The sequence below is a fragment of the Kribbella sp. ALI-6-A genome (assembly GCF_001984195.1).
Taxonomy (GTDB): Bacteria; Actinomycetota; Actinomycetes; order Propionibacteriales; family Kribbellaceae; genus Kribbella.
In genome coordinates this window covers 1,164,668-1,183,457 of sequence record NZ_MTQN01000012.1, presented here as the reverse complement: position 1 = coordinate 1,183,457, position 18,790 = coordinate 1,164,668, and the positions used below count along the sequence as shown (strand labels likewise).

The 18,790-nt window shown below is 69.5% G+C and carries 19 protein-coding genes; 12 read left to right on the top strand and 7 right to left on the bottom strand.

The genetic code is table 11. The features are described 5' to 3' along the window. Positions 1-147: 147 nt before the first annotated feature. Entirely contained in the window at positions 148-933 is a 786-nt protein-coding gene (locus BWI15_RS32130) for a PrsW family intramembrane metalloprotease (RefSeq protein ID WP_077018269.1), read from the top strand. A 119-nt stretch (positions 934-1,052) separates the two neighbouring features. Next, positions 1,053-1,757 carry a GAF and ANTAR domain-containing protein gene (locus tag BWI15_RS32125; protein WP_077018268.1) on the top strand — a complete coding sequence of 235 codons (705 nt, stop codon included), beginning with the start codon at positions 1,053-1,055 and terminating at the stop codon, positions 1,755-1,757. Between the two features lie 276 nt (positions 1,758-2,033). Here the strand turns inward: BWI15_RS32125 and BWI15_RS32120 are convergent, their stop codons facing one another. From BWI15_RS32120 to BWI15_RS32105, 4 genes are all read right to left on the bottom strand, one after another. Then, positions 2,034-2,864 (bottom strand): SDR family oxidoreductase, encoded by an 831-nt coding sequence (locus BWI15_RS32120; protein ID WP_077018267.1) that lies wholly within the window; start codon positions 2,862-2,864, stop codon positions 2,034-2,036. A 14-nt stretch (positions 2,865-2,878) separates the two neighbouring features. After that, positions 2,879-3,526: a TetR/AcrR family transcriptional regulator gene (locus BWI15_RS32115; RefSeq protein ID WP_077018266.1), complete on the bottom strand. Its 648-nt coding sequence runs from the start codon at positions 3,524-3,526 to the stop codon at positions 2,879-2,881. Positions 3,527-3,836: 310 nt separating this feature from the next. Next, complete coding sequence (locus tag BWI15_RS32110) at positions 3,837-4,742, bottom strand: NADP-dependent oxidoreductase (protein WP_077018265.1); 906 nt, start codon at positions 4,740-4,742, stop codon at positions 3,837-3,839. Positions 4,743-4,809: 67 nt separating this feature from the next. After that, entirely contained in the window at positions 4,810-5,187 is a 378-nt protein-coding gene (locus BWI15_RS32105) for a nuclear transport factor 2 family protein (protein WP_077018264.1), read from the bottom strand. A gap of 138 nt (positions 5,188-5,325) precedes the next feature. On the opposite strand from BWI15_RS32105, the gene BWI15_RS32100 reads away from it, so the two are divergent. The 6 genes from BWI15_RS32100 to BWI15_RS32075 all read left to right on the top strand — a co-directional run bounded on the left by BWI15_RS32100 (position 5,326) and on the right by BWI15_RS32075 (position 11,353). After that, a complete protein-coding gene (locus tag BWI15_RS32100) occupies positions 5,326-5,973 on the top strand; it encodes a helix-turn-helix transcriptional regulator (protein WP_077018263.1) in 648 nt (215 codons plus the stop codon). After that, positions 5,957-7,087, top strand: coding sequence for an aminotransferase class I/II-fold pyridoxal phosphate-dependent enzyme (locus BWI15_RS32095; RefSeq protein WP_077018262.1), 1,131 nt, complete (start codon positions 5,957-5,959; stop codon positions 7,085-7,087). The genes BWI15_RS32100 and BWI15_RS32095 overlap by 17 nt, the downstream gene beginning before the upstream one ends. After that, complete coding sequence (locus tag BWI15_RS32090; protein WP_077018261.1) at positions 7,084-8,007, top strand: ornithine cyclodeaminase family protein; 924 nt, start codon at positions 7,084-7,086, stop codon at positions 8,005-8,007. Before BWI15_RS32095 ends, BWI15_RS32090 begins: the two co-directional genes overlap by 4 nt. Before the next feature lie 277 nt (positions 8,008-8,284). Further along, the gene (locus tag BWI15_RS32085) at positions 8,285-9,547 is read left to right on the top strand and encodes an extracellular solute-binding protein (RefSeq protein ID WP_077018260.1); all 1,263 of its coding nucleotides are present in this window, start codon (positions 8,285-8,287) and stop codon (positions 9,545-9,547) included. Positions 9,548-9,551: 4 nt separating this feature from the next. Next, positions 9,552-10,523, top strand: coding sequence for a carbohydrate ABC transporter permease (locus BWI15_RS32080; protein ID WP_202817780.1), 972 nt, complete (start codon positions 9,552-9,554; stop codon positions 10,521-10,523). After that, complete coding sequence (locus BWI15_RS32075; protein ID WP_077018259.1) at positions 10,520-11,353, top strand: carbohydrate ABC transporter permease; 834 nt, start codon at positions 10,520-10,522, stop codon at positions 11,351-11,353. The genes BWI15_RS32080 and BWI15_RS32075 overlap by 4 nt, the downstream gene beginning before the upstream one ends. A gap of 53 nt (positions 11,354-11,406) precedes the next feature. Here BWI15_RS32075 and BWI15_RS39085 read toward each other — a convergent pair whose 3' ends face one another. Together BWI15_RS39085 and BWI15_RS32065 are read right to left on the bottom strand one after the other, a co-directional pair. Further along, positions 11,407-12,864 (bottom strand): RNA polymerase sigma factor, encoded by a 1,458-nt coding sequence (locus tag BWI15_RS39085; RefSeq protein ID WP_077018258.1) that lies wholly within the window; start codon positions 12,862-12,864, stop codon positions 11,407-11,409. A gap of 32 nt (positions 12,865-12,896) precedes the next feature. Continuing rightward, the gene (locus BWI15_RS32065) at positions 12,897-13,601 is read right to left on the bottom strand and encodes a GntR family transcriptional regulator (RefSeq protein ID WP_077018257.1); all 705 of its coding nucleotides are present in this window, start codon (positions 13,599-13,601) and stop codon (positions 12,897-12,899) included. 140 nt (positions 13,602-13,741) lie between these two features. Between BWI15_RS32065 and BWI15_RS32060 the strand changes: the two genes are divergently transcribed. From BWI15_RS32060 to BWI15_RS32050, 3 genes are all read left to right on the top strand, one after another. After that, positions 13,742-14,677 (top strand): glycoside hydrolase family 16 protein, encoded by a 936-nt coding sequence (locus BWI15_RS32060; protein WP_077018256.1) that lies wholly within the window; start codon positions 13,742-13,744, stop codon positions 14,675-14,677. 381 nt (positions 14,678-15,058) lie between these two features. After that, a complete protein-coding gene (locus BWI15_RS32055; RefSeq protein ID WP_077018255.1) occupies positions 15,059-15,553 on the top strand; it encodes an RNA polymerase sigma factor in 495 nt (164 codons plus the stop codon). Beyond that, positions 15,550-16,245, top strand: coding sequence for a hypothetical protein (locus BWI15_RS32050; RefSeq protein ID WP_077018254.1), 696 nt, complete (start codon positions 15,550-15,552; stop codon positions 16,243-16,245). Before BWI15_RS32055 ends, BWI15_RS32050 begins: the two co-directional genes overlap by 4 nt. Here BWI15_RS32050 and BWI15_RS32045 read toward each other — a convergent pair whose 3' ends face one another. Next, entirely contained in the window at positions 16,246-17,406 is a 1,161-nt protein-coding gene (locus tag BWI15_RS32045; RefSeq protein ID WP_077018253.1) for a hypothetical protein, read from the bottom strand. Between the two features lie 238 nt (positions 17,407-17,644). Here BWI15_RS32045 and BWI15_RS32040 point away from each other — a divergent pair, with 238 nt between their 5' ends. Beyond that, the gene (locus tag BWI15_RS32040) at positions 17,645-18,781 is read left to right on the top strand and encodes an endonuclease (protein WP_237771548.1); all 1,137 of its coding nucleotides are present in this window, start codon (positions 17,645-17,647) and stop codon (positions 18,779-18,781) included. The last annotated feature ends 9 nt before the right edge of the window (positions 18,782-18,790 follow it).

Below are 18,790 nucleotides of genomic sequence, written 5' to 3'. Positions count from 1 at the left end.
GCGGTCCGCCACCGCCTTTGCGCCCTGTCCATCTCTGCCCTTCCTGTGACATGGCGCATGGACGCCACGAACGTCGTAACGCAGCGTTCACGCGACATGTCCGATTCATGTGCTGTGCGCGACGACGTTCCAGGGCAGGATCTGCTCATGAATGGTCAGCAGGTCGTTCGCAGGTGGGCTTGGCTCGGCACGTTCGTGGTCGGTGCCGCGCTGTACCTGCTGGTGCTCGCCGTCCTCAGCGACACCGACAACCCGAACCTGTTCCCGACGATGATCCTGCTGGGCGCGCTGGTCGTGCCGCTGACCTTCGTGACGTTCGCGGCCGGCCGGTCCGGGCGCTGGCTGATCGACGGACCCACGCTGAGCGGCTCGCTGCTGTTCGGCGGCGTGGTCGGCGTCGTCGTCGCCGGACTGCTCGAGTACGACGCCATCCAGCGCCTCGGCACGCTCCCGATGGTCGGCGTCGGCCTGATCGAGGAGGCCGCCAAGCTGGTCGTCCCGATCGTCCTGGTCGTCTTCTTCGGCAGCCGCTACCGGCACTCCATCGGCGGCGGCATCGTGATCGGCGTCGCGGTCGGCACCGGGTTCGCCGTACTGGAGACGATGGGGTACGCGTTCGTCGCCCTGCTCCAGTCCGGCGGCAACGTCGGCGCCGCCGAGCAGACCCTCTTCATCCGCGGGCTGCTCTCCCCCGCCGGTCACGCCGCCTGGACCGGCCTCACCTGCTGGGGCCTGTGGCGCTTCGTCGTCGCCCCCACCGGCAAACACCTGCTCGGCTTCGTCGGCATGTACGCCGTTGCCGTCGCCCTGCACAGCACCTGGGACGGCCTCGGCGGCCGCGTCACGTACGCCGTCGTCGGGGTCATTTCCATCGGCCTGCTCCTGCTGGGACTGCGGCACGCCCAGAAGCAGGACAACCGCGTCCCCGCCTAGCCGCCCTCCCCGGGTTGCCCAAGTTTGAGGTCGAACTTATGCGGGGTACGAGATTGCCACACAGGTCCACTCCTGACTGCTGGTGGACTTGGCCACGAGCAGGTTGGGAGGACCCTGCTGTGTCGAAGGAGCATTCGTCGGCCGAAGCGTTCGGCCGGCTGGCAGCGGAGTTGCACGAAGCCGATGGAGTCGAGCAGACCGTCGAGACGGTGGTGCAGTTCGCCCTGCGAGCGGTGGTGTGCGAGCACGCCGCGGTGGTGCTGATCACGAAGGCGCGGCGCCCGCAGATCACGGCGCTGACCGATCCCCGGCTGGCCGAGCTGTACCGCGGCCAGATCGAGGCCGGCGAAGGGCCGCTGATCACCGCGGTCGAGCAGGCCACCGCCCAGGTGATCCCGGACATCGCGGGCGACACCCGCTGGTCGGCGCAGTGGAAGGAGCGGACGCTCGCCGCCGGCCTCCGGTCCGCGCTGCACCTGCCGATGCTGGTGGCGGGACGCGCCGAGGCCGTGCTGTCGCTGTACGGCGACCAGCCGAACGCGTTCACCGACGACGACCTGGCCGTGGCGCAGATTCTGGCCCAGCACGGCTCGCCCGCGATCGCGTCGGCGCGCAGCTCGGCGTCGATGACCGAAGCGATCAACGCGCGCCGGCTGGTCGGTCAGGCGATGGGCATGCTGATGGAGCGCTACGCCCTCGACGAGCCCCGCGCGTTCGAGGTGCTGCGCCGGTACTCGATGGACAGCAACCGCAAGCTGCGCGACGTGGCCCAGGAACTGCTCGCCACCCGCAAACTGCCCTCGGACTCGCGACGTCCGGTGTAGGGAGTCGTCCCGCGAGAACCGGAACCGCGGTGGATCAGGGCGACGAGCTGGTGTGAAGGGGTGACGCCCGCCGGCGACGGGTGCATCCTGAAACTCTCACCCGAGTGGGGGCGGTCACGCGCGCTGCTTGTCCCAACGCGCGTGACCTGGCGACCCATCTCCCGCGCGGGATCGTGGCCACGTGACCGGGCAGGTATCCGTTCGGCGCGCCGTCAAACACTGCCGGTCCCGCGCACCGGACCTCCGCGGGCCATGGGCTCCCGGCGACGCCGTCGATCAGCTGTCCAGGTCCGTGGCGTAGGCGAGATCCTTCTGCGCGTCCAGTTCGTCGAGCCGGGACTGCAGTGCGTCACGGACGTGGCGGTAGGCGTCGCTGCCCAGCGTGACCCGGCGCGGGGCCGGCTGCTGGCCGGCGGCGTCGATCATCGCCTGGACGAACTTCTCGGGATCGCCGCGGAGCTCGAACGAGCCGTCCACCAGCCCGCGGCGGACCTGGCCGGTCGGCGTCGCGTCGTACGTGTCGAGCGGGGTCGCGGTGACCAGTCCGGAGCCGAAGTCCGTCGCGGCCGGTCCGGGCTCGGCGAGGGTCAGCTCGATGCCGAAGCCGGCGACCTCCTGGGCGACGGCCTCGACGAAGCCCTCGATGCCCCACTTGGTCGCGTGGTAGGCGCCGAAGCCCGGGTAGGCGTACTGCCCGCCCTCCGACGAGACCTGCACGATCCGGCCGCCGCCCTGGGCCCGCAGGTGTGGCAGCGTCGCGCGGATCAGCTGCATCGAGCCGATCAGGTTGGTGTCGACCTGCTGCCGGATCTGCTCGTCGGTCAACTCCTCGGCGGCGCCGAACAGGCCGTAGCCGGCGTTGCTGACCACGACGTCGATCCGCTCGTGCGCGGCGAACGCGGCGTCGACGACCCGGCGTAGGGCGGCGGAGTCGGTGACGTCCAGCTCGACCACGTCCAGGCGGTCGGCGTACTGGGCCTGGAGGTCGGCGAGGGCTCCGGTCCGGCGGAGCGTGGCGACGACGGTGTCGCCGCGGGCGAGCAGCTTCTCGGTCATCAACCGGCCGAAGCCGGACGACGTACCGGTGATGAACCAGGTCTTGCTCATGGGGGTTTTCTCCTTCAGTCGGTGAGGCGCGCGAGGCCGGCGCGGGCGTAGTCGAGCACCCGATCGACCAGTGCGAGCAGTTGCTCGGGGTCGGGCGCGTGAGCGTCGCTCCGGCCGGTGGGTTGCGCTTCGGCCGTCTCGTACAGCTCGCGCAGACCGGTGATCACGGTGATGCCGGTCAGCCGGGGCGCGAGCGCGTCGGCCGGCAGACCGAGGTCGGCGCCGACTCCGGCGGCGACCGCTTGCTCGTACCGGTAGTACGCCGCGCGCGCCCGGCCCCGCAGATCCTCGTCGGCCACGATCAGCTGCGACCGCAACGCCCGCCGGCGCCAGACCTCGGCCGACGTGCCGGTGGCGTCGAGCTCGCGCATCGTCGTCGCCATCCAGTCGCGCAGCGCGTCGAGCGTCGGCGTACCGGCCGGCTTGGCGGCCAGCCACGCGCTCAACGATTCGTAGCTGAACGGGTCGTCGGCGAAGAGCAGGTCCTCCTTCGCGGGGAAGTGCAACGTGACCGTGCGGACGGCGACGTCGCAGCGATCGGCGATCGCGCTGATCGTCGTGTCCCGGTAGCCCTGGGTGGCGAACAGCTCGAGCGCGGTGTCCCGGATCAGCTCCCGGGTGCGCTCCTTCTTCCGCTGCCGCCGCGGCATCGTTTCTACCATGCTGGCAAAATTACCACGTAGGTAGTTTTGCATCAACGGTAGCGAAGTCGGTGCCGCCGTTTGAGGTGGTCGCGGCCTGGTTACTGCTGGCGGCGTGATGGGGTCGAAGACATTGCTGGCGGTGGTGGTCGCGTCCTTGGCCGACGCGGTCCATGGAGGCGGAAGTCGGAGCAGAGGGGGTCGCCCGGTCGACCGGCAACCGGGTGTTGCTGAACGCCCGGTGCCGGCGGCGGAACGGGTCTGCGTCGTGACCGGAGTCCATGGACCGCGTCGACGGCGTCCGCGGGTCCGCTGAGCTGACCGTCGAGCGCTAGGGCATCAGTACGACCTTGCCGTGCAGGTCGCCGGTGGCGTGGCGGCGGTGGACCGCGGGCAGCTCGCTCAGTGGCAGCCGCTCGGTGATTCCCGTGGTGACCGCGCCGGTGTCGACCCAGCGGGCGATCTCGGTCAGCTGCCCGATGTCGCTCCTCAGCTCGAAGGTGCTGCTCGTGACGTCGCGTCCGTTCACTGGCACCGGCGCGGTGATCGAGACGATGCTGCCGCCGGGCTTGATCAGCGCGACCAGGCGGTCGCTGCCGCCGCCGGCGGCCTGCAGGACTGCGTCAACCGGTTCCGTGTGCCATGGCCTGCTGTAGTCGTGCACCTCGTCGGCGCCCGCGGCGTGAGCGGTCGCGACGCTGCGCGGTCCGGCCACGGCGACGACAGTCGCGCCGGCGACCTTGGCGAACTGAACGGCGAGGCGGCCGACGCCGCCGCCCGCGCCGTTGACCAGGATGCGTTGCCCCGGTGCCAGGCGCAGTTGCTCGTGGATCGCCTGCCAGGCGGTGAGTCCGGCGACCGGCAGTGCGGCGGCGTCGGCGAGCGGGATCGACACCGGCGCCGGAGCCAGCGCCTCCACCGGGACGGCGACGTACTCGCCGTAGCCGCCGTTCGCCGGCCACGGCAGGAAGGAAATGACCTGGTCGCCGACCGTCGGAGCGTTCACGCCCGGGCCGAGTTCGACGACGGTGCCGGACAGGTCCATGCCGAGGATCTGCGGCATCGCGAACTCGTGCCGGTGACGCATACCGCCGGAGCGGACGAACGCGTCACCGGGATTGAAGGACGTGCCGGCGGCGCGGACCAGCACCTGGCCGGTGCTCGGGACGGGCCGCGGCGCGTCCTCGTAGCGCAGCACTTCGGGGCCGCCGTACGCGTACATGTGGATGGCTTTCATGGCCTTCTTTCTGACGAAGCCGCGCGGCGGCCGGAGGTGTACCGGCCACCGCGGGTGAGGGGGATGGTCAGCCCTGCAGCAGCGTGCGGCTGTACTCCGGGTTGGTGTAGTCGCGCCAGGCGGCGATCATGCCGTCGCGGATCTCGTACACGGCGACGTTCTTGATCGGAGCGAGGGGCCCGCCCGGGAGGCCGAGGCCGTGCACCTGCTCGGCCAGCACGACGTCGCCGTTGACCGCTTGGTGCAGCGTCTCGAACTCGACCTGTTCGAACGCGGCGAAGACGCTGGTCCAGACCTGCAGGACCGCGTCGCGGCCGGCGATCTCGGCGTCGCCATAGTTCTGGAAGACGACCTCGGGGTGCAGGTACTGCGCCAGGTTGCCGCTGTCCTTGGTGTTGAACGCCTCGACGAACTCGCGGACGAGGGTGTCGTTGTCGGTTGGCATGGTGACCTCTTCTGCTGTGTCTGGGTTGGACCGCTCGGTCCATTTCTGCTGTCGAATGGACCAACTGGTCCAGAAGAGGATCTATTCCACTGCTACCTATGTAGACATTTTGTCTTGAGTGGACATATCGTCCGAAGCGTGAACTCTGAGCTGAAGGCCGAGGTCGACCGGCTGGCGCCGGTGGGTGAGGCGATCGCGCGGCTGTTGTCGCCGCACGCCGAGGTGGTGCTGCACGATCCGGCGACCGACCGGGTCGTGGCGATCTGGAACCCGTTGTCGCGGCGGGAAGTCGGCGAGCCCTCGTTGCTCGGGGAGCTGGATGGGCTGACGGAGACCGGCCGGGACGTCTACGGGCCCTATCCGAAGTCGCTGCCGGACGGGCGACGGCTGTCGAGCGTGAGTGCCGTACTGCGGGACGCCGACGGCAAGGCCGGGTTGGTGCTGTGCGTCAACGTGGACCGGACGGCGTTCGAGGAGGCGGGGCGGATCCTGGCCGCCTTCGCCGCGCCGGTGGTCCAGCAGCCACGGGTGCTGTTCGAGCGGGACTGGACCGAGACGCTCAACGAGCTGGTCGGCGACTTCGTCCGCGACCGTGGCGTACCGGTCGATCGGTTGTCGCGGCGCGACCGGCTGGAACTGATCGGACGGCTGGAAGCGGCCGGCGTACTGAGTCAGCGGCGGTCGGTGCCGACGGTCGCGCGGGCGTTGAAGATCAGCCGGTCCGCGTTCTACCAACTGCTCGGCGATGCGCGGAAGGAAGCGACGAACCATGCCGACCCTGCCTGACTTCCGGCTGGAGACGTACTTCTCGCGCTGGGAGTTCAGCGCGCGGTACCACCTGACCGCGTCGGACGCGCAGTCGCTGCCGATGTCCGAGCTGCTCGCCCTCGCCGACGACGACGGGCGCCGCCGCTGGGAATCGCTGGAGCTGGGCTACACCGAAACGCGCGGTCTGCCCGCGTTGCGGGAGGAGATCGCCCGCACGTACGACGGCCTCGAGGCGGACGACGTGATGTGCTTCGCCGGTGCCGAGGAGGGCATCTACCTGGCGATGCGGGTGCTGCTCGAACCGGGCGACCACGTCGTCGTCCTGACACCCAACTACCAGGCCGCCGAGACGATCCCGCTCGACATCTGCGAGGTGACCGGCGTCGCGCTGCGGCCCGAGAACGGCTGGGCGCTGGACGTCGAAGCGATCGAGCGGGCGGTGCGGCCGACCACGCGGATGGTCTCGGTGAACTTCCCGAACAACCCGACGGGCGCGGTGCCGGATCCGGCCGCCTGGACGCGGCTGGTGCGGTTGTGCGACGAGCGGGGCATCAGGTTGTTCAGCGACGAGGTGTATCGCGGGCTGGAACTCGACCGGCAACCGTTGCCGCAAGCAACTGATTTGTCGGCGTCCGCGCTGTCCCTGAACGTGATGTCGAAGGCGTACGGCCTGCCCGGGCTGCGGATCGGCTGGATCGCCTGCCGCGACCGCGACGTCCTGGACCGGCTGGAACGGGCCAAGCACTACACCTCGATCTGCAACTCGGCGCCGAGCGAGATCCTCGCGCTGATCGCGCTGCGCGCGCGGGACCGCCTGCTGGAGCGCAACCGCGGGATCGTCGCGCGCAACCTGCCGGTGTTCGCGGAGTTCTTCGCGCGGTACCCGGAGCTGTTCGAGTTCGAGCCGCCGCAGGGTGGATGCGTCTGCTTCCCCCGGTACGCCGGTCCGGAGGGCGTCGAGGCGATGTGCACCGAGCTGGTCGAGCAGGCCGGCGTTCTGCTGCTACCGGCGGGGATCTACTCGTCGCGGCTGACTCCGACTCCGCCGGACCGGTTCCGGGTCGGGCTCGGCCGGCTCGATCCCGAACCGGCGATCGATGCCTGGGGCAACTGGTTGGAGCGGCGGCGGTGACGCTGCGCGTGGTCGGCCTGGAGGAGATCCGGTCCGTCGTGACGCCGGAGTTGGTGTTCGGCGCGGTGCGTACGGCGTTGATCGCGCATGCCGAGGGCCGGACGCAGGTCCCGCCGCCGATGGTGCTCGACTTCCCGGCGTCGTCCGGCGACTGCCACGTCAAAGCCGGCTACGTCGACGGCACGGCGCACTTCACGGTGAAGATCGCCAGCACCTTCGCCTCGGTCAACAACGGCCTGATGCTGGTGGTCGATGCCGCCACCGGCGAGCCCGCCGCCGTACTCGCCGACGAGGGCCGCCTCACCGCCTGGCGCACCGCGGCCGCCGGCGCCCTGATCACCGACGCGATGATCCCCGCCGACGTCGAAGAAGTCCTCATCCTCGGCACCGGCGACCAGGCCCGCCTGCAAGCCAAGTGGCTCCACCACCTCCGCCCTCACCTCACCTACCAAATCTGGGGCCGCCGCCCCGAAGCTGTCACCCACTTGATGGCCATACTGAAGGCGGAGGGCATCGAAGCCCGGCCTGCCCCGGAGCTCGGCGCCGCAGGCGCTGGGCGGGGAGCAGCCTGCGTAATCGCTACTACACCGGCGACTTCAGCTCTGCCGTTCGAGTTGTTCAGGGACGCCGTACACGTCACCGGTGTCGGCACCGACATGCCGGGCAAGGGCGAACTACCGCCCGAGATCTTCGCCGGCGCGACCGTTGTCACCGACGACCACGCGCAGTGTCTCGACCACGGCGACTTCGGCAACGCCGTCCGGGCGGCCGTGCTCGCCGCCGACGTGGATCTGTCCGTCGGAGCCGTGCTGCGCGACGGGTTCATCCCGACCGCGAAACGATCGATCGCCGACCTCACCGGCCTCGGTGTCCAGGACGCCGCGACCGCCTCCGCGGTGATCGCGGCCCTCGGTAGGTAACAGCAAGCGATTACCCGGAAACACCAACTGGTTCGTTCAGCGCAGGACCAGCGCACCCACTGGATCGTTGCGCCATTTGCAACGCCGACTGCAGACAGCGCTGTCAATCAAGCACTTTCTGACCATTTTGTGTCTGTGAACGCTCTCACGACTTAGTAACGGAAGCTCCTGAACTATTGACGGCAGACCGGACCTCCGCGATTCTCGACGCCACTGAACGACAGGTTCATACCAGTCAGCCGGGCGCCGGTCCGGCTACTCCGCCAGAGGTGATCCGATGAAGTTCCGTTCCCTTGCCGTTGCCGCCGTAGCGGCTCTCTCCCTGACCGCGGTGGCCGCCTGCGGCTCCTCCGACGGCGACAGCGACAACGCCGCGTCCGGCCCGACCACCATCGACGTCTGGCTGATGAAGGGCAGCGTCTCCGACGACTTCCTCAAGCGCTTCACCGACGACTTCGCCGCCAAGCACCCCGACATCAAGGCGAACGTCCAGATCCAGGAGTGGAACGGGATCGGCCCGAAGATCATCGGCGCGCTGGCCAGCAAGGACGCGCCGGACGTGATCGAGGTCGGCAACACCCAGGTCGCGCAATACGCGGCCTCCGGCGGCGTGAAGGACCTGACCGACAAGAAGGCCGACCTCAAGGGCGACGACTGGATCGAGGGTCTGGCCGGTCCGGGCAACTACGAGGGCAAGCAGTACGGCATCCCGTACTACGCCGCCAACCGGGTCGTGATCTACCGCAAGGACCTGTTCCAGGCGGCCGGCGTCACGCCGCCGAAGACCCGCGACGAGTGGCTGGCCACCAGCGCGAAGCTGAACACCGGCGGCAACCAGGGCATCTATCTGCCCGGCCAGAACTTCTACGTGCTGTCCGGCTTCATCTGGGACGAGGGCGGCGACCTGGCGGTCAAGGAGGGCGACGCCTGGAAGGGCGCGCTGTCCACCCCCGAGGCGCTCAAGGGCATGGACTTCTACAAGCAGATCCAGGCGCTCGGCAAGGGCCCGAAGGACTCCGACGAGGCCAAGCCGACCCAGACCGACGTCTTCGCGCAGGGCAAGGTCGCGCAGATGATCGCCGTACCGGGCGCGGCCGAGCTGATCGCCCAGGCGAACCCGGCGCTGAAGGACAAGCTGGGCTTCTTCCCGATCCCCGGCAAGACCGCCGACAAGCCGGGCGCGGTCTTCACCGGCGGCTCGGACCTGATCATCCCGGAGGCCTCGGACGGCCAGGACGCGGCGTACACGTTCATCAAGGAGCTGGCCGGCGAGCAGTGGCAGACCGACCTGGCCAAGACCATGAAGTACGTGCCGAACCGCAAGGCGCTGGCCGGCTCGGTCGGCTCCGACGAGGGCGTCGCGGCGATGGCGGCCGGTGCCGCCAACGGCAAGGCCACCCCGAACTCGCCGAACTGGGCCGCGGTCGAGGCGAAGAACCCGATCAAGGAGTACCAGACCAAGGTGCTGACCGGCGGTGACCCGGCGGCCGCCGCGAAGGCAGCCGACGAGATCATCACCCAGGCCCTGAACACGAAGTAGCGCCGTGGCCGTCACCCACGTCGAAACACCCGAGACCCCTGTCGCCCCGCACGCCGGTCCGCCGGCCGCGGGGCGGCGGGGGCCCGCGCTGCCGGTCCGGCTGCTGCCGTACCTGCTGATCGCGCCGACCGTGCTCGGTACGGCGTACCTGCTGGTCTATCCGCTGATCCGCAACCTGGTCATCTCGTTCCAGAAGTTCGGCATCGCCCAGCTGATCCGGGGCGGTGCCGATTTCGTCGGGTTCGACAACTACCGGCAGATCCTGTCCGACCGGATGTTCTGGTCGGTGGTGCTGCGCACCTTCGTCTTCACCGCGATCAACGTCACGCTGATCATGGTGCTGGCCACCCTGGTCGCGCTGCTGATCGGTGCCTTGGGCAAGGGAATGCGGCTGGCCGTGATGGGCGGCCTGGTGGTCGCCTGGGCGATCCCGGTGATCGCCGCGACCACGGTCTTCCAGTGGCTGTTCCAGTCCCAGCTCGGGGTGGTGAACTGGGTCCTGGTGGCGCTCGGCTTCGAGCAGTTCGACGGGTACGCCTGGTTCGCCAACGGCACCTCGACGTTCGCGATCATCGTCGTGCTGATCGTCTGGCAGTCGGTGCCGTTCGCGGCGCTGACCCTGTACGCCGCGATGACGACCGTGCCGAAGGAGTTGCACGAGTCGGCCCAGATCGACGGCGCCGGCGGGGTGAAGACGTTCACGCTGATCACCTTCCCGATCCTGCGGCCGATGTTCGGGCTGATCTTCTGCCTGGAGGTGATCTGGGTGTTCAAGTGCTTCGTGCAGATCTGGGCGATCAGCCAGGGCGGCCCGGGCAACGCGACGCTGACCCTGCCGGTCTACGCCTACCAGGTGGCCCAGTCGCTGAACCGCTACGACCTGGGCGCCGCGATCTCGATGGTGACCGTGCTGATCCTCGCGGTCGCGCTGCTGGCCTACTTCCGGCAGATGTTCAAGGAGGAGGGTGAGCTGTGAGGACCTCACTCGGGAGGAAGCTCTCGCTCAACACGCTGGCCCTGATCGTGTTCGCCTTCTCGGTGTTCCCGGTCTACTGGATGGTGCTGACGGCGTTCAAGCCGACCAAGGACATCCAGGCCGAGACGCCGTCGTTCTTCCCGACCAACATCACCTTCGCGCACTTCGGTACGGCGGTGAACGCCGACGGGTTCTGGCTGTTCTGGCGCAACAGCGCGCTGGTCGCGGTGACGGCGGTGCTGCTCTCGCTCGTGGTCGCCTGTCTGGCGGCGTACGCGGTGGCGCGGATGAAGTGGCGCGGCCGGCAGGCGTTCATCCTGATGGTGTTCATCGCCCAGATGACGCCGTGGGAGGCGCTGCTGATCCCGATGTACGTGATCGCCCGCGACACCGACATGCTCGACAAGCTGACCATGCTGACGCTGATCTACTTCATGGTCACGCTGCCGTTCACGATCGTGACGCTGCGCGGGTTCCTGAAGGCGATCCCGATCGAGCTCGAGGAAGCCGCGCAGGTCGACGGCTGCAACCAGTTCCAGGCGTTCCGGCGGATCGTCTTCCCGCTGCTCGCGCCGGGCCTGCTGTCGACGTCGCTGTTCGGTTTCATCACCGCGTGGAACGAGTTCGCCTTCGCGAACCTGCTGATCATCAAGAACCAGGACCAGCGCACGCTGCCGGTCTGGCTCTCGTCGTTCAGCAACACCTTCGGCACCGACTGGGGCGCCACGATGGCGGCGGCGACGCTGTTCATGCTGCCGGTGCTGCTGATCTTCCTGGTTCTGCAGGGCCGGGTCACGGCGGGCGTGGCGGCGGGAGCCGTCAAGGGCTAGCCAGTACGAAGGGCCGGTACGCCGTGAGCGACGTACCGGCCCTGCGGTCTGGCCTACTTCGGACCGACGATCAACCGGGTCTCGGTGTCGGTGACCAACATGCCCCCACGGACGATCCACTGGTCCGGGACCGTCGCACGGGTCTCGTTGCGATCGGCGGAACTCACCTCGTACTCGCGAACGGTCAGCCCGCGCTGCCGCAGCAGCTCCCGCACCTGCCCGACCTGCTGTCCCTGGTAGCGAACGCCCGCCAGCGGCTCGCCCTTGGCGCCGAGGTCGGCGTGGCTCATCGCCTCTTCCCCCGGCCGGAGCGGGCGGCCGATCACAAGCTCGCCCTCGCCGCGGTAGTCCTTGGCGACCGAGATCGTGACGTGGCAGGGCGCCGGACCGCCGACTTCGCAGCCCGCCGGCGTCTCGCCCACCGTCAGGTCACCCGGCTCGTTCTCGTCGCCGCCGAACTCCGCCGTGATCTGCCCGGCGATCGACGGCGTGACGGGCTGAAGTGCCAGCTTGAACTTGAGTCGGTGCTCCTGGAGTTCGCGGTTGAACCGGTCGGCGTCCGCCTGCAGATCGACGATCGTGATGGTCACCCTGCTGCCGTTGTCCGCGAACGCCAGTGCCGGACCGAGCGCCTCGGTCCGCGAGTTGCCGGAGCGCTCGTACGCCGTGATCGCGATCCCGCCGATCAAGCTCGCCGCCACCAGCGCCGGTATCACCCGGCGCGTCACCGTACGCCGCAGCCGGTGTCCGCTCCGCGTCCACTCGCCGCGAGCCGGCTGCGCGGCTGCCCCGGCGAAAGCCTCAGGCGACGCCGCGGCGGTGGGTTCGTGCGCAGTCCGGGCGAGCAGGTCCTGCCAGGCCTGCTCGCGGTTCGAGGTCGCCGAGCGGAGGTCGTCACACGTGACCGGGTCGAGTGCCCGGATCCTGTCCAGCGTCTTGTCGGTCATGCCGGTTCTCCTTCGTGAGCGGCGCCGAGGGATGGGGTGAGCGCCGGCTCCTCCGCTCTGAGCAACCGCTCGAAGCGGCGGCGGGGCCCGGTGCAGGCGGATCCGGACGGCGTTGCGGGAGCAGTCGAGGGCGATCGCCACCTGGTCCACCGCCAGGCCTTCCCACGCGATCAGGGACAGCAGCTCGCGGTCGGCTTCCGGCAGTTCGTCCCAGGCCGCGGCGGTCAGCGCGGCGGCTTCCGGACCGGTCGCGTACTGGCGGACGGCCGGAGCCGACCGCAACTGCTCGGTCAACGCCGCTCGCCGGTTCTCGCGGCGGCGGTGGTTGGCCAGGGTGTGGCGGGCGACGGCGTACAGCCACGGCAGCGCGTCGGGACCGGCCGGTACGTCGTCCAGCCGCCGCCACGCGACCAGGAAGGTCTCGGCGACCAGGTCGTCGACGTCGGCGCGGTTGCCGGCCCGCCTGAGGTAGTAGGCGACGAGGCGGTCGTAGCAGTCCGAGAACATGCCCTCGAACCGCTTCAGCCGGTCTCCCTCCGGTGGAGCGTGTCTGTTCTGCGTCATGCCCCTCTTATGTCGGTGAGAGGCCGATGATTTCAGTCCGGAAAGGTCAGCTTCGTCGTGATCCGGTAGCGGTCGCCGCGGTAGACCGAGCGGGTGTACTCGATCACCGCGCGGTCCGCCGTCCGCGTGGTGCGCTCGATCAGCAGGGCCGGCGAGTGCAGCGGTACGTCGAGCTGGGTGGACTCCTGGTGGTCGGTGACGGTCGGCTCGGTGACCTGGACGGCGTCCTTCGGGGCGACGCCGTACCGGTCGCGGAGCAGGGCGTAGAACGAGCCGGTCTCGAAGTCCCGGCCGGTGATGCCGGGGACCAGGGCGGCGGGGAGGTGGATCCGCTCGACGCACATCGGCAGGCCGTCGACGAGGCGGAGGCGGACGACGGAAATCAGCTCGGCGCCGGGTGAGACCTCCAGCCGCCGGCCCATCCGCGCGCCGGCCGGTTCCAGGGCGAAGGAGATCAGACGGCTCTGCCAGGGGCTGCCTTCGGCGGGCGGCAGGGCGAAGTCGCCGGTCTCGGTCGGCTCGAGCTCCTGGTGGATTTTCCGGGCGCTGACGAACGTGCCGCGACCGTGCTCGCGGACCACGACGCCCTCCCGGGCGAGATCGTCCAGCGCCGCCCGCAATGTCGGCCGGGAGACGCCGAGGGACTCGCTCAGGCTGCGCTCCGACGGCAGCACCTGACCGGGCCCGCTGGTCTCGATCAGGGCCAGCAGCTGGTCGCGTGCTTCGGTCCGGCGCATACACGAAGCTTACCAATGGTCTGACCAGTGAGAGCGATTCCACGGTTTAGCCAAGGTCTTGACTTAACCACTGGAACGCGTCAGATTGCCAGGAGTGACCCAGTGGTCACACCCTCTCCGCCCCGAGAAAGGTGTTCACCATGGCTCGATCCCGCCTCTTCCGGACCACCGCGGCCGTCGCCGTCCTGGCGTGTGCCGCCGCGACCGCCGGCGTACCGGCGTCGGCCCGGCCGGCGCCCGATAAGAAGGTCGCCGCGTGCGGAGCCTTCTTCGACGACTTCAGCTACAGCTCCCGCACCGACCCGGCGTTCACCGCGCACGACTGGAGCATTCGTACGTCGGCCGGCGGGCCCGGCGTCGGCGGTGCGACCTGGTCGGCGAGCAACATCAGCTTCCCGGTCGTCGACGGCCAGAAGTCGCTCCAGCTCCGGGCGACCACCAACGGCACCGCCGCCGGTACGACGCACGCCCAGGTGCAGCAGAACCGGCAGCGGTTCTTCGAGGGCACCTACGCGACCCGCTTCAAGTTCAGCGACACCCCGGTCAGCGGCAACGACGGCGACACGGTGAACCAGACCTTCTACACGATCTCGCCGCTGCGCTACGACTGGGACCCGATCTACAGCGAGCTCGACATCTCCGAGTACCTGCCGAACGGCGGCTGGGGCGAGACCTCGGCGACCAACTTCTTCACCAGCTGGAACACCTACCAGGCCGACCCGTTCGACGGCTGGCGGGCGACCACCGCCCGGCGGCAGAGCCACGCCGGCTGGCACACCCTGGTCGCGACGGTGGCCAACGGGCACGTGAAGTACTACGTCGACGGCGCGCTGGTCGCCGACCACACCACCGACAGCGCGGGCCGTACGGTCTACCCGCGGCAGGCGATGACGCTGAACTACAACCAGTGGTTCATCGACCTGACCGGCCACTCCGGCGGCACCAGCGTCTGGGCGCAGTCGGCCGACTGGGTGTACTACGCCAAGAACGAGGTGCTCAGCCCGTCGGCCGCGGCCGCGCGAGTGGCGTCGTACCGGTCGGCGGGCAGGGCACACGCCGACACGATCAGCTGCTGAAACAGTTAATGGTCAGTACCGTGAGACGGCCTCGCCGGACCCATGGACATTCCGTTCCCGACTGAGTACGGTCCGTTACGGCGTCCGCACCACGCCACCCACCGAGGAGGGCACGGATTCCTTCCTCCCACCGGTCGGTGAGGTGCTGCCCGCCAGTAGCGCCTCACTGGTGGCTGGGCAAGCAAACCCCGGTAGCAGCCGGGGTTTGATGGGGGCCCGGACACCTAGGTGGGGCGGAGCAGCGCGGTCATCCGACCATCGCGCTGTCCCGCCCCACCGACTCAACTCCGCCGCCCCGAAATTTCTCCCCGTTCCGCCCCCAACGCTCCGGTTCCGTTGCTCGTCTAGCTTGGCGACAGGGAAATCCGAAGGACGGTGCCGGTGGCTGACTGGAAGAGCACGTTCGACGAACTGGTCGCGGTCCGCGGCCCGGCGTTGCGCGGCTACGCCTACCTGCTCACCGGTGACGCGGCGAGTGCCGCCGACCTGGTCCAGGAGGCGCTGCTGCGGGTGTTCGGCCGGCTCCGGGTCGGCCGTGACATCGAGCAGCTCGAAGGTTATCTGCGCCGCGCGATCCTGAACCTGTACGTCGACGACCGGCGGCGGGCGAAGCGGTGGCGCGAGACCAGGCACCTGCTGGTCGAGCCCGATCCGCAGGGCGAGGACCTGGCCACCACGCACGCGGTCCGCCGGGCACTGTCCGACCTGTCACCCAAGCAGCGCGCCTGTGTGGTGCTGCGGTACTACGAGGACCTCACGGTCCCGGAGATCGCGGACCAGCTCGGGTGCGCCGAGGGCACGGTGAAACGTCATCTAGCCGATGCGAGATCCAGGTTGGCCGCGCAGCTCGGCGTGACAGAGGAGAGTGTGCAATGACGTCGAAGGACCTGAAGGATCTTCTCGGCGCGGTGGCCGACGAGGGCCGCGAGACCGTCGCCCTGGACGAGCAGCGGGTGGCCGGCCGGATCAAGGGCCGGCGCCGGCGCAACGCCGTGGTGATGGGCGCCGCGAGCGTGGGCACGGCCGCGGTGATCGCGCTCGCGGCGGTGGCCGTCGTACCGAATCTCGGGGGTGAGGACACGCCTGTCGCGGGATCTCGCCAGGCCACCGGGCTGACCCTCGGGTCGTGTGGCGAAACCGCTGGTGGTGAGCCGAGGACCGACACCCCGATCGAGCTGTCGGCGGCGCCGGGGGTTCGGCCGGTCAGCGGAAGGCCGGACCTCGCCACGGTCGAGGTCCGGCTGACCAACCGGACGGACACGGTGCTGAAGGACCTGGTCACCAGTGAGCGGCCGGAGGTCTCGGTGGCTCAGGACGGCAAGGTGGTGGCGACGCCGCTGCCGAGCCGGTCGATGGGAGTGCGGGTGACCCTGCAGCCCGGCGAGACGAAGACCCTGATCACGACGATCGGTCTGCGCCGCTGCACGCAAGCAGCGGCGCAGACCGGGGACAAGCTGGCGCCGGGCAGCTATCAGCTCTACGCGACGCAGAGCTTCAGCCCGACCGACGGAGGCCCGGAGCCGGCGATCGAGGCCCAGGGCGGACCCTGGACGGTCGAGCTGAAGTGATCACTTGATCGCGATGTTCGCCTTGAACACCGACCGGATGGTGGTCCACCGCTCGGCGTACTGATCGTCACCCGCGTGGGCGATGTGCATGCCACGGATCTGCACGGTGCCGTTGACGTACTGGAACAGCGGTGCGCCGGAGTCACCACCCTGGCCGGCCGGTCCGCGGTAGGCGATCAGTTCGACCGTGCAGCCCGCCTCGTCGCAGAACTGGGCGTGCAGGCTGGTGACGACCTGCGAGCACTGCTCGTACGTCGTCTGGCCGCTGCGGCAGTAAGCGGCTCCGACCGCGGGGTCGGAGGCGCCGCTGACCAGGATCGTCGACCCGGTCGCGCCGCCGCGGTAGATGACCGAGCCGTAGGTCCCGCCGCCGACCGCCTCGAAGTCGTAGTACGGGAAGCTCGGACGGTTCCGGACGGTGCCCCACAGCTGCCGGCCACCGGTCGAGAAGACCCGCTGGCCGAGCGAGAAGCAGTGCCCGGCGGTGACCATGTAGCGGGCCGTCGAGGTGATGGTGAAACCGCTGGTGCAGACCGACGAGCCGTTGGTGATCGACGCGCCACCGCGGTGCGGCGCCGGGTCGCTCTGCCGCGAGTCGCGGCCGACGTCGCCGTACTTGGCCTGCAGCACCGGTCCGTACTTGGCCTGCAGCGGCTGCATCGTCGCGGCCGGCGCGTTGGTCGTCACCGACATCGCGTCGCGCTGCGCGTCGTAGTAGAAGGCGTACCGGTACTTCTTCGCCTCGGCCTTCCACTGCCGGCGCTCCAGCACCGAACGGATCGCGGTCAGCTCGGCCTTGGTGGTGCGGCTCGGCTGGACCGTGGTCTCGGCCCCGGCGATCCGCACCGACCGGGCCGCCTGGGCCTTGGCCGTGCGGGGCATCCGGACGACGTACTTGCCGGTGCCCTGGTCGTAGTAGACGCCCAGACCGCCGGCCTTCGTGGCGTAGTCGTCGATCTGGCTGAACTGTTTCTCCTGCGCCGTCTGCGGCCCGTCGGGGGCCGTGGCGGCTGCCTGTTCCTTCTGTGCGCGGGCGGCGGCCAGCGCGGGGTCCTCCGCCGCGGGTGCCGTGGCGTCGGCCACGTCGAGCGGCTGGGCCACTGACGGCTGACCGGTGAGCGCGAGCCCACCGGCACCGACCGACACCGCGGCGATCGCCATCGACAGCGATCTCCTCGTCAAACGCATATCGCTCCTGTTCCCCAGACATGATCGGGCAAGGTGCTCGACCTGCAGTCTGCCGAACTCCGGGGGCGCTCGCCGCTCGAAGGCAACTTCCTGCAATGTCGCGGTCACCCTACGGCTCGCCAGACTTCGCCCGCAGGGACGTTCACCGACCGGTACGGCGGGGCAGACTGAGCTGCGACGCCGTTCCACACCGCCCCGTGGGAGACCCGCCGTGACAGTTCTTCGTTCCGCCCGCCCTGTCCTGCTGATCGGCGTACTGCTCGCGCTGCTCGGCTTCGGCATGACGCCGGCGCCGGCCGCGACCAACGCGACTCTGACCGTCGCGGCCGCGCTGCAGCAGCAGAACGGCTCCACCGGCACCGTCGAGGGATACGTCGTCGGCCAGCCGACCGCCACGAACACCGTGGTCCGCAGCAACTTCCCGAACGACTACGCCCTGGCGCTGGCGGACTCCGCCGGTCAGACCAGTACGGCGAGCATGCTGTACGTCCAGATTCCGAGCGGCTTCCGGGCGTCGTACGGGCTGCGGACGAACCCGGGGCTGGTCGGCCAGAAGATCACGGTGACCGGCACGCTGTCGGCGTACTTCTCGCACCCGGGGCTGACCGGGGCGACGGCGTTCGGCGGTGGGGGTGGCGCGGATCCGGGTGATCCCGGCGATCCGGCCGACTACTACGCGAACGCGATCGGCAAGACCGGTCCGGCGCTGAAGTCGGCGCTGCACACGATCATCTCGAACCAGACGAAGCTGAGCTACGACCAGGTCTGGACCGCGCTGAAGGACACCGACCAGGACCCGGCCAACCCGAACAACGTGATCCTGCTCTACTCCGGTCGCTCGCAGAGCAAGACCAGCAACGGTGGCGATCCGAACGACTGGAACCGCGAGCACGTCTGGGCCAAGTCGCACGGCGACTTCGGCACCGCGACCGGGCCCGGCACCGACGTGCACCACCTGCGCCCGGAGGACGTGTCGGTGAACGGCATCCGCGGCAACCTGGACTTCGACAACGGCGGCGGCACGGTCGCGGAGTGCTCCGGCTGCGCGGTGGACGGCGACTCGTTCTCGCCGCGGGCGGCGGTCCGCGGCGACGTCGCGCGAATGATCTTCTACATGGCGGTCCGGTACGACGGCGGCGACGGCTTCGCGGACCTCGAGCCGAACAACCTGGTGAACAACGGCTCCGCGCCGTACATCGGGAAGCTGTCGGTGCTGAAGGCGTGGAGCCAGGCCGACCCGCCGGACGCGTTCGAGAAGCGCCGCAACCAGGTGATCTTCGACAACTGGCAGCACAACCGCAACCCGTTCGTCGACCACCCCGAGTGGGTCGCCTCGATCTGGCCTTAGGTTGAAGGC

Coding starts and splice junctions, on each gene's coding strand:
- BWI15_RS32050 (WP_077018254.1), top strand. CDS start 15,550: ATGACGTCGAAGGACCTGAAGGATCTTCTCGGCGCGGTGGCCGACGAG.
- BWI15_RS39085 (WP_077018258.1), bottom strand. CDS start 12,864: ATGACGCAGAACAGACACGCTCCACCGGAGGGAGACCGGCTGAAGCGG.
- BWI15_RS32045 (WP_077018253.1), bottom strand. CDS start 17,406: ATGGCGATCGCCGCGGTGTCGGTCGGTGCCGGTGGGCTCGCGCTCACC.
- BWI15_RS32060 (WP_077018256.1), top strand. CDS start 13,742: ATGGCTCGATCCCGCCTCTTCCGGACCACCGCGGCCGTCGCCGTCCTG.
- BWI15_RS32115 (WP_077018266.1), bottom strand. CDS start 3,526: ATGGTAGAAACGATGCCGCGGCGGCAGCGGAAGAAGGAGCGCACCCGG.
- BWI15_RS32085 (WP_077018260.1), top strand. CDS start 8,285: ATGAAGTTCCGTTCCCTTGCCGTTGCCGCCGTAGCGGCTCTCTCCCTG.
- BWI15_RS32120 (WP_077018267.1), bottom strand. CDS start 2,864: ATGAGCAAGACCTGGTTCATCACCGGTACGTCGTCCGGCTTCGGCCGG.
- BWI15_RS32105 (WP_077018264.1), bottom strand. CDS start 5,187: ATGCCAACCGACAACGACACCCTCGTCCGCGAGTTCGTCGAGGCGTTC.
- BWI15_RS32065 (WP_077018257.1), bottom strand. CDS start 13,601: ATGCGCCGGACCGAAGCACGCGACCAGCTGCTGGCCCTGATCGAGACC.
- BWI15_RS32095 (WP_077018262.1), top strand. CDS start 5,957: ATGCCGACCCTGCCTGACTTCCGGCTGGAGACGTACTTCTCGCGCTGG.
- BWI15_RS32130 (WP_077018269.1), top strand. CDS start 148: ATGAATGGTCAGCAGGTCGTTCGCAGGTGGGCTTGGCTCGGCACGTTC.
- BWI15_RS32110 (WP_077018265.1), bottom strand. CDS start 4,742: ATGAAAGCCATCCACATGTACGCGTACGGCGGCCCCGAAGTGCTGCGC.